An 11,962-nucleotide genomic window follows, 5' to 3' on the forward strand; every position below is an offset into this window, starting at 1 on the left:
AGGAACGGGCGCTGGCCATTTTCGAGGCGGCGCTCGGCCCCGACCATCAGAACGTGGCTATCGGACTGGGGAATCTTGCGTCGAGTTATCGTGAGTTGGGCCGCCCTGGTGAGGCGGTTCCGCTACAGGAACGGGCGCTGGCCATTTTCGAGGCGGCGCTCGGCCCCGACCATCAGAACGTGGCTATCGGACTGGGGAATCTTGCGTCGAGTTATCGTGAGCTGGGACGCGATGATGAGGCGGTTCAGTTGGGGGTACGGGCGCTGACCATCACCGAAGCGGCGCTTGGCCGCGACCACCCACACGTGGCTACCTTGCTAGGGAACTTGGCGCTGAGTTTCAGTGCATTGGGCTATCATGATGAGGCGGTTCAACTGGGGGTACAGGCGGTGGCCATCGCCGAAGCGGCGCTCGGCCCCGATCACCCGAACGTGGCTTCCTTTCTAGGGGGCCTGGCGGCGAGTTCTCGTGGTTTGGGCCACCCCGGTGAGGCGGCCTCGCTGGAGGAGCGGGCGCTGACCATCACCGAAGCGGCGCTCGGCCCCGACCACCCGGACGTGGCCATTCGACTGGCGAACCTGGCGGAGAGTTTTCGTGTTTTGGGCCGCTCTGGTGAAGCGGTCTCGCTCCAGAAACGGGCGCTGGCCATCACCAACGCGGCGTTTGGCCCCAACCACCCTAATGTCAAGGTCTTACGAGAGCACCTGGACGTGATTCGCGAACATACCAAGCAATCTTGTGAACAGGTGCCCGCCCGATTTAGCGGTCGAGACCGTAACGCCCCTTGTCCGTGTGGTTCGGGTAGGAAGGTCAAACGCTGCCATGGCGTCCACCCGGCCTCCTGACGTGTCAACGGCTCACAGAATGCCCTGTACCTTCCCCTGCCAGCCGTTTCGGGAGCCTCGCCATCATGAACGCGAGAACAACACGCCACGATGCGGAGACCTCCTGGACAGTCCCACGGCTTCACCGTCCTTCCTGACAGGACGGGACGTCCTGCACACGCCTTCAGAACCTGGCGCTCGGCACGCGGGCTCGTGGGCAGGCGGACACACAAGCCATGCACGCCCTGCATGAACGGGCCTTCCTTGATCAGAGCGTGTTGCGCTTGTGCAGACGGCTGTACAACTGGGCGGCGCCCTGGCGGGTCATCCCTCCCACGGCCTGGCCGACTAGATCCCATGGGGTATCGGCTTCGCGGGCACGGCGCATCGCCTCGCTCAGCAGCTTGTCGAGTGTGTGTCTGCCGAAAATTACATCCGTGCAGGTCAAGAGGCAGCGGGTCCAGGTTCTCGATGCCTGTGGGCGGATCGTCGTGGGTGGCCGGCACAGGACTGGATGACGTCGCCCAGGGTGCGGTTCAGGTAGAGCGGTCGGCGGCGTTGGAGCACGCGCCGAGCGCACAGGCGTCAACCCAGACTTCATGTGGGTGCGGGCTGGCGTGGGATCCACAATGCGAAGGTGTGGCACGATAGTTGATCACGGTGTCCGCTGTGCTCGGTGCGTGCTCGTACGCCCCGTCACGCGTCGTCAAAGCCCGGCAATGCTCGACACGCAATGCGCGCGAAGGCGGCACGAACTACTGTCAAATGGCACTCCGCGACACTAAAGGATCTTGCTTCTAATCCGACGGTCGCAGGTTCGAATCCTGCAGGGCGCGCAGATCATGACGAGGGAAAACCCCGCCTCACCTGCACGGATACAGGAAGGCGGGGCGCTCGCATGTCCGGCTGTCTACGGCGCTCATCGATCGTTTGCGGGCGTCTCCGCCCAATGTCCGCCCACGGTTGCGAGGCTCACGGATCGTCGTCCAGAGCCGCAGTGATGCGACGCTTGGCGGCCAGGTCCTGGCCGACGATGCACTTGGTGTAGATCCTCAAGAGGACTTCCACGCTGTGGCCTGCCCACTCGGCAACCTGCGTGGCCGGCACGCCCGCGTTGAGCCAGGTCGAGACACAGGCGTGGCGCAGGTCGTAGACGCGCTTCGCGAGCGGCGATGACGCCTCTGCTTCGGTTAGGGCCTCTGCTCGCGCCTTGGCCCAGACACGCCGGTAAGTGATGCTGGGCAGTTCGTCACCGCGAACGCCGGTGAAGAGCCGTCCGCCGGGGCCAGTGTCGAACTCGGCGAGGTGGGCGCGGATGAGCTTGGTGAGCGCGGGAGGGCATGGCACAGAGCGTGTCTGACCTTCGGCGCGGTGCTTGAGCGCCCTTTCTTCGCGCAGGGCGCCGTCATCGGTCCACTCGCGGCCGGCGAAGGGTGCTGCACTGGCGAGGTGGAGTTCTCCCAATCGTCGGCTGGTGGCTCCATCTCGCCGGTCTCGGGATTTGCGACCAGCTCGGGGATGGTGACGTTGTCCCTCCGGAGGTTCACCGCCTCTTCGGGACGTAGGCCGGCGTAATACATGGCGCCGAAGAAAGCCACGAGACGCTTTCCGCTCGGCTTCTGTGCGCCGACCTCGGTGAGCAGGCGGCGTGCCTGCGCTGGATTGACCACGCTGCGCTTGTCCACCTCGTAGGTCACCTTCGGCGGCTTCCATTTCAGCGACTTGATCGGATTCGTGGTCAAGAGCTTGAGTTCGATGGCGTAGTCGAGGGCGTTCTGAAGGATGGTCTTGTTCCTGCGAATCGTGCTCGTGGCTGCGGGTTTACCACTGAGTTTTGCCGTGGCGGTGTCGAGCATGCTCCGCACTGTTGCGGCTTCGGCAAGCGCGGAAACCGGCAGGGTGTTCTTGGCGAGCCATGCCAGCGCATCGGCCATTTCTTCGGGGGACTCGGCACGCTGCTTGCTGTTGAACCCCCAGCGGCGCATGGCCGTTCGTAGGGTGAGGTCGTCTGGCTTGCCCTTGCCGTTCCTGAGCAGGGCGGGCGTGGCGGCGGTGAGGGCTCGGGCGATGTCCTGCCGGTACTTCGCTGAGGCGGACTTCCACTTGAAGTCGGCGAACTTGCAGGCGAACTCGTACCAAGTCATTTCGACTTGATCCGCGCGATTCCACTTCACAGGCTCGCCCGTCAGGAGGCTGAACGCTTCACCATCCCGTGCGGCGGTAACCAGCTTGCTGCGGTAGCCGTCGGCTTGTGCGCTCTTCTGGAAGGTCTTCTTCCATTCCTTGCCCGCCGTCGTCGTGGGCGCCTGCGCCACGAAGGTGGGTCGATGCAACGTATCTTCATCCGGGATCTTGGCTCCGCACCTCTGCCGGTACCTGGATTCAGGTTGCTGACGTTAAGCGCTGGACGGCAGCGCAGCAGGTTTTCAATCTGACTATCGCCGACGTGCACACCTATCATGTCCTGATAGGCGACGTTGCGGTCCTGGTTCACAATGCCGAGCGCATTCCTTCGTTCGTCACTGATATGCTCAGAGCTATTAAAGACGGCAGCCTTGGGCAGCGTAAAAATTCTGATGGCAGTCTAGACTTCTATCGGTATAGGGCGCCGGATCCGCACACTGGGTTAGGGGGGATCCGCGTAAAAATAGGTGGTGGGACGGGGCGAAAATCTACGGAGTTGAAGGAAATAATAGCTTTAGAATTCTCGAAAAGGATGGCAAATATGTCTGGGTCCAAAACCACAACTATAAGAATCTTAGATCGTTCTGCGACTAGTCTACATTGCGAATGGGTCATCCGATGAACGAGCAGTTGATCGCCGAACTCATGTCAAGTTTCGGCATGAAATTCCTTGGACCCAGAAGGCGAACGGGAATTCCTACCTGGGTGGCGTCGGTGATGACGACGGTCGGCCCGGGCGAGGGGCGCTATGATCGCACGGTCAGCCGCAGCAACCCCCATTCGGTCGAAATATTCAACCGTGACTGGTATGCGCTCTCGTCTGAGGCGGGGCTGTTTTCGGGCGAGCATGAATTCCTCGTATCGCTGGATCCAGGTATCGATCCGGATTTTGACCGAGCTCGGGAGGCGTCCGATGACTCATCAGACCCGGCCTGGTGGGAGTGCGAGTGGGGAGCGGTGGAGCTCCAGGCTGGATGGGATTTGGCTGGGCAAGGAGCAGCGTCCGGTGTCGTCGGCTCCGGGTACGGCTATCCCGGATTTGTGATGTCTTCTATGAGCGGCTCAGTATTCGTCGTCGGAACGGTTTGGCAAGAGGAAATCGGCGTTGCGGTGTTGCCGAAACCTCATTGTTCCTCAACGCTGCAGGAGGCGGCACGGCGATATCTGGCAGGGCGTCGAACGGCCTCAGAGAGGGAAGACTTGAAGGCCTGGCTTGCTCGTGGTGAGAAGTGTCCTCCTGCGTAGACCTTGAATAAGTGCTGTGCCTGCCGAAATTCTATCCATGCTGGTCAAGCGGCGTGTGAGTATTCGTGGAGGATGCCGCCGAGTCGGTCGCGTCGGCGTACATTCAGGTCGGTGATTCGCTCTGGATCCGTGATCGGATTGGGGACGGTACGCAGCGGCGCTGCTTGGTTCAGGGCTTGGTGGGCTCGGTGCTGGTTGTAGAAGCGTTCGTACTCACGTAGGGCGTGCCGTAGGTGGTTTTCGTTCCAGATGAGGCATCGGTCGAGGAGTTCGCGGCGGCACGACTGCACCCACCGCTCCATGATCGAGTTCATGCGCGGTATCCGGATGCCGGTGATCACGGTCTTGATGCTGGCTTCGGCGGGGATCTCGTCCATGAGCGCGGGGAACTTCCCATCCCTGTCTCGGATCAGATATCGCGGTCGGTAACCCGTATCGATCAGATCTGTCACCAGGTTCCTGATCGCCTGGGCGACCCAATCTGGGGTGGGGTGCGCGGTGGTGCCGAGCACCCGGATGCGCCGGGTGGTGTGCTCGATGACGGCCAGGATGTATCGGCGCTGGCCGTTCCGGGTGATGGTCTCGATGAAGTCGCAGGCCAGTAGGGCGTCTGCTTGCGAGCGCAGGAAGTCGGCCCAGATGGTGGATGCCCGCTCGGGCGCTGGCTCGAGTCCCTCCTGCTTGAGGAACTCTCAGACCGTGGATGGTGCCACCTTGATGCCGAGGGTGATGAGCTCTCCGTGAACACGCCGGTAGCCCCAGTTGGGGTTCTCCTGGACCAGGCGCGGAATGAGGGCGTGGATGGAGCGGGCCGTGGGTGACTGCATGGGCCGCCTTGGCCGGCAGATTAGGGCATGGCGCCGTCGTATCAGATCGCGGTGCCAGCGTGGGACGGTGTCGGGCCGGACCAGGAGCCGTAGCCGGCCTAGGACCTCGCGGGGCAGAGAGGTTAGGAGCGCGGCAACGAAGGCTCGGTCCTCGGGTGCGGATTTCACTCTGGTGTCAGCGCTGAGTTGGCGTTCAAGGACGGTGATCTGGTGACGCAGGACGAGGATCTCTACGTCCTTGTCCCGATCGCTCATAGGAAGCAACCGCAGCGCGGCGAAGGCGTTCGTGACGGTCAGGTACGCCAGGCGAAGGAGCACAGCGGATCATCCTGCCGTACGCGCTCCCGTCTCTCGGGGGATCGGAGCTCGCGTACGTCACGCGAAGCCCTCGCAGGGCCACGACCTGGGTGGAGGCAATTATCGGCAGGCGCAGACCTGATCCATGAATACGCGCAGATCGCATAAGGTGACCGAGTTTCTGACCACAGGCTACCGATTTGGGCTGGGCATGGATGTCTACTCGTTCTTGACGGAGACCTTTCACTTTCGGTCACGCCTTCTATCTCTCTAGAGATCAAAGAGTGCCTGATCGCCTTCTATCCGACCTGCACGATTGCTTTGTATCGTCACTTGATTGATCCAGATCTCCTGCTCGTTGGCGAGGGCGTTGCATGAGACTTAGGGATTCACGGTGGACAGAGGAGCAGTTCGAGGAGTGGTTCCAGACCCGATTCGGTCAGTGGGTCAACGACCGGTTCAGGGAGGGTTTCAACGCAGAGCTGGACCGGCGGATGCCGGTATGGGCGGACAAGGTGGATGGCCGTTGCCGGGACCAGTTCGACACCCGGTTCGATTCCCGGTTTGCCAGCCGTATCAACGCGTGGCAGGACCATGAGCTGAAGAAGGGCTTCGACGCCTGGCTTGAGGAGGTATTCGACACCCTGTTCACGGTGTGGGCGAATACGTGGGCAGATAAAGCCGACTTCCATGAGCGTTTCGATCTGCGCTTCGAGCGTCTCTTCGAGGAGAAATTCGAGGAGAAGCTTGACGAGGTCGTCACGGCGCGAGTCGCCAACCGGATGCACGACTTGATCGATCTGCGCATCAAACAATGGGCGGTGGACCGCCGGCAAGCCGTGGACGCCGCCGAGTCTCCCAGCGACAAAGAGGATGACGGAGTAGACGAGGCAGTCGGCATGAGGGAAGACGCAGCTGAGCAGGAACTGTCGGCGAGCGAGGCAGACGAGCAAGATGCTCTCACAGCGACGGCCGCCGAACTCGCTGAGTGTTTGGCCAAGAAGCCGGTAGGACCTCAGCAGATCCGCAGGCTGCTCAGAGGCCAGGAAATCCCTGGGTCGCGTCCGGCCAGGTACCTGCTGGGTGATGCAGCCGTGACCCTGCTGCTGCGCAAGGGGCGGCCGTCTACGCGTCCCTAGCGGTGCGCCGCATTCCGGATCAGCCCCGCTTCGTAGCGGCTGGGCCCCTGGCAGCATCTTCTCCGGGTCTTGCCTGCCGGGTGGGGTGGAGTGACGTCCGATGCCCGCGTGCGGGTGTCCCTCGTTGTGGTGATGGAGCGTGACGGCGTATGCGCCGGTATTTGGCATGGAATCGTTCGGGCCGTCGCACCTACAGCTACGACGCGCTCGGCCGTCCCGCCAAGACCACCAACGCCCTGGGCAACACCATGGCCGGAAGCTACGACCTGGCGGGACGCCTCACCGAGGTGCAAAGCCTGAACAACACCGGCGCGACGGTACGCGCCGTCGGCCTAGGCTACGACGCGGCCGGCAACCCGATCCGCCACACCTCCGGCGAAGGCCACGTCACCCGTTACACCTACGACGCCACCAACCTGCTCACGCAGATGGTCGAGCCGGTCTCCGCCGACGAGTCGATCACCACCAGCTTCGGCTACGACGCCGCCGGCGCCCGCACACGCGTCACCGACGGCCGGGGCAACGCCACCTGGACCGGCTACAACACGCTCGGATTAATCGAAACACTCACCGAACCGGCCACCGCAGCGCACCCCGACGTGGCCGACCGCACCTGGACGCACGTCTACGACGCCAACGGCAACGAGACCGCGCTCATCCAGCCCGGTGGCGTCCAGCACGACAAGGAGTACGACAACCTCAACCGGCTGACCAAGGTCAGCGGATCAGGTGCGGGCATCGTCGCCACCGACAAGACCTACGGCTACGACCTGGCCGACCGCCCCACCAAGGTCAGTGACCAGACGCTGGAGTACAACGACCGCGGTCTGCTCACCAAGCTCACCCCGCCCACCGGAACCGCGACGACCTTCGCCTACGACGCGGTCGGCAACCCAACCCAGCGTGTGGACATCACCGGCACCACCACCTACACCTGGGACGCCGACGACCGGCTCAAAACCGTCACCGACCCGGTCAGCGGCCGCACCAACACCTACGCCTACGACCGAGCCGACCGGCTGACGACCATCACCTCAGCCAATCCGGTCAACACCCAGGCCTTCACCTACGACGCCCTGGACAGAGTAGACACACACACGCTGAAGGACAGCAGCGGCGGCCAGCTCTCTAAGATCACCTACGGCTGGGACAAGGACGACAACCTCACCAGCAAGGTCACCGAGGGCCTCGCCGGAGCCGGCAGCAACACCTACGGCTACGACCACGCAGGCCGCCTCACCTCCTGGACCGGCCCCGACGGCACCACCACCGCCTACGAGTGGGACGCCTCCGGCAACCGCACCAAAGCCGGCAACAAGACCTACACCTACGACGAACGCAACCGGCTCACCGAGGGCGACGGCAGCACCTACACCTACACCCCGCGCGGCACCCTGGCCACCCAGACCAAGAACGGCGTCACCCGCAACCTCACCTTCGACGCCTTCGACCGGCTCATCAACGACGGCGACGCCACCTACACCTACGACGCCTTCGACCGCATGGCCACCCGCCAGCGAAGCGGCGCCGCCCAGCAACACTTCGCCTACGCCGGCCTCGACAACGACATCATCGCCATCACCGACCAGACCGGTGCCGTACAAGCCAGCTACGGCCGCGACCCGTTCGGCGGCCTGATCAGCATCAAGGAAGGCACCACGCCCGCGACCGGCGCCCTCACTGACCTCCACCACGACCTGGTCGGCACGTTCACCGGAACTGCGCTGTCCAGCACCACCACCTACAACCCCTTCGGCGAAGTCACCGCCGAGACCGGTACCAAACCCGCCCTCGGCTACCAGAGCGAATACACCGACCCCGACACCGGCAACGTCAACATGCACGCCCGCTGGTACCAACCAGGGATCGGTACGTTCATCTCCAGGGACAGTTGGACCTTGCCTCCTATCCCCTCAATCCACAACAATCGCTACGCATATGGCAATGGCAGTCCGCTTCGCTATACCGACCCGAATGGCCATGCATCAATTCCTCTGGATTGCGTTACGCGCGCCTGGTGGTTTATACCTCTCTGTGTAGTTTTCACCCCAGATCCACTCGAGGGTGAGGGCAGTGGCGGCGCATGTAAGGATAAATGGGGTAGGACCGCTTCTTGTAACCCACCCCCGGCGCCTGGTAAGTGCGCCGAATTTGCGAACGCGTGCCGAAAGGACGGTGCAAACAAAACATCCCCTCCGAAGAAAAAAGGGGAGAAGAAAAGAGGCAATCCTACAGTTCCTCCCGTGGTTCCCGTGCCGCCGCCAGTTCCACCGCTCGCACCTGTCCCTCCCACTAAGGGTCCGCGAGGAACAGGCAAGAAGGATAATGGACCAACCTATCGCTGGGTCAACGTCAAACGTCCAGACTGCAAAACCTGTTTTGAGGAAGGAGAGCTTTCCATTGAAGAGAAGTGTCCTCTCGCTCCTGGAGCACCATGCGAGAATCCCAACCGCATCCAAATAGGCGTTGACTCACTTGCAGATCTTGCCGGTGTGGAGAGCGGCCTCGACTCCGTCACCGACTCCATCATCACTTGCGATGATGCCTGGAACCTTACTGGGCTCTGCATCGACGGTGTCGGCGTCGTCGACGCTCACCAGTCAACCGACACCGACTACGGCGATCCGCCACCTCCAACCATCTTCTCCTGCGACGGCCCCCCCAATAGCTTCACTTCCGGCACCGAAGTACTCATGGCCGGCGGCTCCACCAAGCCCATAGAGGCAATAAATATCGGTGACATGGTTGTCGCCTCCGATCCGGACACTGGCCGGACAGCGGCTCGCCCCGTAACGGCGCTGATTGACGGCATCGGAACCAAACGACTGGTCGAGATCACCGTGGAGACCGACGGAGGCGTCTCCGGCCCCACTGGGACGATCACTGCGACGGACAACCACCCCTTCTGGGTGCCTGCCCTGCATCTGTGGGTCGACGCTGGCAGTTTGCAGCCCGGCATGTGGCTACAAACAGCGGCCGGTACATACGTCCAGGTCGCCGCAGTACAGGCATGGACCACTGTCGAGCGAGTCCACAACCTAACAGTCGACGACTTGCACACCTACCATGTCGTAGCTGGTAGTGCGTCAGTTCTAGTCCATAATGTTGATGACCCAGGCTGTGACGATCTGCCCCCCTATGTTCCGGGGCGCGGAACAAGTGGTCGAGGGAAAGCTGCGGATGGCAGTAGGACGTACGATCTTAGAAGTGGCGATAAGAAGAGAGATGCCGATCTAATCAGTTGGGTTAATAATAGGCTGCGCGAAACGGGCCACATCAAGGGGGCGTATACCTCATGGCGGGCCAGCGATGTAGAGCAGAAGATGGTTGCCATCATGGCTCGGGACGGCATCAAAAAGGCAGACCTAGAAATAAATAACCCAAACGGCCCGTGTTCGATTCCACTAGGCTGTGACAGGGTGCTGGACGACCTTCTCGGCGAGAACGAACTTACGGTAAGATGGCCAGGAGGGCCACCTGGAGGAAAGACTTACGGAGGTCGTTGATGAAGAAACCTCGGGCCGTAGCTCGGTATCTGTCCGAACACAGCAAGGAACCGATGTTGCTGAGTACATCCCAAGATGCCGACACGCTTATCGACGCGTTGGCGTCCGCTCCCATCGATCGCAATCTGGCGCAGATTCATTCGCTGGAGCGGCAAAGCTTGTCTTCAGGAACTCCTGATCATGAGCTACTCGTTGGCATTGATTCGCTTCTCGCTGTTGGAATTCTTGCATTTATGGACGACGAGCATGGCAATCTAGTAACGGCAGGGCCATCAGAAACGCGAAGTGAGCCGATCTATTGCATTATGGGTCACGCGACTGAATTTCCCGCTCATTCGGAAATCGCAATCGACCAGGTGCGATTGGCACTCAAAGAGTTTATTTCTTCTGGAGGTCAGTGCCCTACCTCCGTTATATGGAAGACAGCTGAATTTACGTGACCACGGAGTCGGTTGAGCGAGTGAACGGCATGCGTGTCGGGCGGCGTCTGGTTGGGTGGACTTAAGCGGAGCAAGCTCAGGGAGTATGTGTCGAGCACAGCGATCGACACCTATATGTGCGGCAGCTTTGATCCCAGCGTTAGTGCAGGTAGGGAAGGTAGGCATCGAGGATCGCGCGCTCGTCGATGATGAGTTCGTCGGCGCTGGCGGTTGTGGCGTAGCAACGCACGGTCTTGCGAGACTGCGCCTGCCGAAAATTGCATCCATGCTGGTCAAGCGGCATGTGAGTGCTCGTGGAGGACGCCGCCGAGCCGGTCTCGTCGGCGGATCTTCAGGTCGAGGATTCGCTCTGGGGCCGTGATCGGATCGGGGATGGTGCGCAGCGGGGCTGCTTGGTCCAGGGCTGGATGGGCGCGATGCTCGTTGTAGAAGTGTTCGTACTCGGCCAGAGCGTGGCGGAGGTGGTGTTCGTTCCAGAGCAGGCAGCGGTCCAGGAGTTCGCGGCGGCAGTTCTGCACCCACCGTTCCATGATGGAGTTTACCCGCGGCATCCAGATGCCGGTGAGCACGGTGGAGATACCGGCTGCGATGAGGATCTCGTCCATGAGAGCGGGAAATTTGCTGTCGCGGTCTCGGATAAGGAATCGTGCCCGGCAGCCCGCGTCCTCCAAGTCCATGACGAGATTCCTTAACGTCTAGGCGACCCAGGCCGCGGTTAAGTGGGCGGTGGTGCCGAGCACGAGGATACGCCTGGTGGCATGCTCGATGACGGCCAGGATGTAGTGGCGCTGTCCGTTGAGGGTGACGGTCTCGATGAAGTCACAGGCTAGGAGTGCGTCGGCTTGGGAGCGCAGGAAGTCGGCCGAGGTGGTGGAAGCTCGCTCGGGTGCTGGGCCGATGCCTTCCTGCTTGAGGATCCCCCAGACGGTGGACGGCGCGACCTTGAGGCCGAGTGTGGTGAGCTCGCCGTGAACGCGCCAATATCCCCAGGACGGGTTCTCTCGGACCAGGCGCAGGAAGCGTGTGCGGATGGAGCGGACGGTTGGCGGCCTGCGCCTGCCGAAAATTCCGTCCGTGCAGGTCAAGCGGTATTCGAGGAGGATGCCGCTGAGTTGGTCTCGTCGGGGTCGGAGTTGCGTCCACGGGAGTGGCGTACAGGTTGGAGCACGTGCCGAGCACTCCGACCGTCGTCTATCGATGGCGTCGTTGACACTGGAGCGCGGGATCCATCCAGGGCCGCGGCGCAATGTCGAATAGAGTGGCCCGGCCGTGCTCGGTACGTGCTCGTACGCCCCGTCACACGCCGTCAGGACCCGGCACCGCCTGACACGCAAAACGCGCCGAGGCGGCACGAATCGTCCTTCAACGGCACGGTGCGGCACCTAAAGATCTTGCTTCTAATCCGACGGTCGCAGGTTCGAATCCTGCAGGGCGCGCTTCTCCACCAGCGGAGACCCACATTATGGTCACGCTTGATGATGGTGTGGGGCAGATGTGAGG

12 protein-coding genes are annotated in these 11,962 nt (G+C 62.0%); 6 read left to right on the forward strand and 6 right to left on the reverse strand.

The genetic code is table 11. The features are described from left to right. The coding region (locus AB0K18_RS10425; RefSeq protein WP_364912801.1) for a tetratricopeptide repeat protein at positions 1–845 on the forward strand (845 nt) is incomplete at its 5' end. A gap of 1,169 nt (positions 846–2,014) precedes the next feature. Here the strand turns inward: AB0K18_RS10425 and AB0K18_RS10430 are convergent. After that, positions 2,015–3,157: a hypothetical protein gene (locus AB0K18_RS10430; RefSeq protein WP_364913628.1), complete on the reverse strand. Its 1,143-nt coding sequence runs from the start codon at positions 3,155–3,157 to the stop codon at positions 2,015–2,017. Here AB0K18_RS10430 and AB0K18_RS10435 point away from each other — a divergent pair. Together AB0K18_RS10435 and AB0K18_RS10440 are read left to right on the forward strand one after the other, a co-directional pair. Further along, entirely contained in the window at positions 3,076–3,630 is a 555-nt protein-coding gene (locus AB0K18_RS10435) for a polymorphic toxin-type HINT domain-containing protein (RefSeq protein ID WP_364912804.1), read from the forward strand. The two genes, AB0K18_RS10430 and AB0K18_RS10435, sit on opposite strands and share 82 nt — an antisense overlap. After that, a complete protein-coding gene (locus tag AB0K18_RS10440; protein ID WP_364912805.1) occupies positions 3,627–4,253 on the forward strand; it encodes a hypothetical protein in 627 nt (208 codons plus the stop codon). The genes AB0K18_RS10435 and AB0K18_RS10440 overlap by 4 nt, the downstream gene beginning before the upstream one ends. Before the next feature lie 44 nt (positions 4,254–4,297). Here the strand turns inward: AB0K18_RS10440 and AB0K18_RS10445 are convergent, their stop codons facing one another. Both AB0K18_RS10445 and AB0K18_RS10450 read right to left on the reverse strand, forming a co-directional pair. Continuing rightward, complete coding sequence (locus AB0K18_RS10445; RefSeq protein ID WP_364912808.1) at positions 4,298–4,765, reverse strand: integrase core domain-containing protein; 468 nt, start codon at positions 4,763–4,765, stop codon at positions 4,298–4,300. A gap of 180 nt (positions 4,766–4,945) precedes the next feature. Then, on the reverse strand, positions 4,946–5,080 hold the full coding sequence (locus AB0K18_RS10450) for a hypothetical protein (protein ID WP_364912810.1): 135 nt from the start codon (positions 5,078–5,080) through the stop codon (positions 4,946–4,948). Between the two features lie 671 nt (positions 5,081–5,751). On the opposite strand from AB0K18_RS10450, the gene AB0K18_RS10455 reads away from it, so the two are divergent. The 3 genes from AB0K18_RS10455 (at position 5,752) to AB0K18_RS10465 (ending at position 10,462) form a co-directional block, all read left to right on the forward strand. After that, entirely contained in the window at positions 5,752–6,516 is a 765-nt protein-coding gene (locus AB0K18_RS10455) for a hypothetical protein (protein ID WP_364912812.1), read from the forward strand. A gap of 149 nt (positions 6,517–6,665) precedes the next feature. Next, a complete protein-coding gene (locus AB0K18_RS10460; protein ID WP_364912814.1) occupies positions 6,666–10,022 on the forward strand; it encodes a polymorphic toxin-type HINT domain-containing protein in 3,357 nt (1,118 codons plus the stop codon). Further along, complete coding sequence (locus tag AB0K18_RS10465; RefSeq protein WP_364912817.1) at positions 10,022–10,462, forward strand: Imm1 family immunity protein; 441 nt, start codon at positions 10,022–10,024, stop codon at positions 10,460–10,462. The genes AB0K18_RS10460 and AB0K18_RS10465 overlap by 1 nt, the downstream gene beginning before the upstream one ends. Before the next feature lie 139 nt (positions 10,463–10,601). Here the strand turns inward: AB0K18_RS10465 and AB0K18_RS10470 are convergent, their stop codons facing one another. The 3 genes from AB0K18_RS10470 to AB0K18_RS10480 are packed head-to-tail and all read right to left on the reverse strand — an operon-like array spanning position 10,602 to position 11,547. After that, positions 10,602–10,745: a hypothetical protein gene (locus AB0K18_RS10470; protein WP_364912819.1), complete on the reverse strand. Its 144-nt coding sequence runs from the start codon at positions 10,743–10,745 to the stop codon at positions 10,602–10,604. Continuing rightward, positions 10,735–11,139, reverse strand: coding sequence for an integrase core domain-containing protein (locus tag AB0K18_RS10475; RefSeq protein ID WP_364912821.1), 405 nt, complete (start codon positions 11,137–11,139; stop codon positions 10,735–10,737). The genes AB0K18_RS10470 and AB0K18_RS10475 overlap by 11 nt, the downstream gene beginning before the upstream one ends. A gap of 18 nt (positions 11,140–11,157) precedes the next feature. Beyond that, positions 11,158–11,547 carry a hypothetical protein gene (locus tag AB0K18_RS10480; protein WP_364912824.1) on the reverse strand — a complete coding sequence of 130 codons (390 nt, stop codon included), beginning with the start codon at positions 11,545–11,547 and terminating at the stop codon, positions 11,158–11,160. Positions 11,548–11,962 lie beyond the last annotated feature (415 nt).

It is taken from the genome of Nonomuraea sp. NPDC049421, from assembly GCF_040677005.1.
In the GTDB taxonomy this organism is placed as follows: domain Bacteria; phylum Actinomycetota; class Actinomycetes; order Streptosporangiales; family Streptosporangiaceae; genus Nonomuraea; species Nonomuraea salmonea.

What these genes read in the sequence shown, in the direction of transcription:
- AB0K18_RS10440 (WP_364912805.1), top strand. Translation starts at nt 3,627, where the DNA reads ATGAACGAGCAGTTGATCGCCGAACTCATGTCAAGTTTCGGCATGAAA.
- AB0K18_RS10450 (WP_364912810.1), bottom strand. Translation starts at nt 5,080, where the DNA reads ATGCAGTCACCCACGGCCCGCTCCATCCACGCCCTCATTCCGCGCCTG.
- AB0K18_RS10455 (WP_364912812.1), top strand. Translation starts at nt 5,752, where the DNA reads ATGAGACTTAGGGATTCACGGTGGACAGAGGAGCAGTTCGAGGAGTGG.
- AB0K18_RS10460 (WP_364912814.1), top strand. Translation starts at nt 6,666, where the DNA reads ATGCGCCGGTATTTGGCATGGAATCGTTCGGGCCGTCGCACCTACAGC.
- AB0K18_RS10465 (WP_364912817.1), top strand. Translation starts at nt 10,022, where the DNA reads ATGAAGAAACCTCGGGCCGTAGCTCGGTATCTGTCCGAACACAGCAAG.
- AB0K18_RS10470 (WP_364912819.1), bottom strand. Translation starts at nt 10,745, where the DNA reads ATGCCGCTTGACCAGCATGGATGCAATTTTCGGCAGGCGCAGTCTCGC.
- AB0K18_RS10475 (WP_364912821.1), bottom strand. Translation starts at nt 11,139, where the DNA reads ATGGACTTGGAGGACGCGGGCTGCCGGGCACGATTCCTTATCCGAGAC.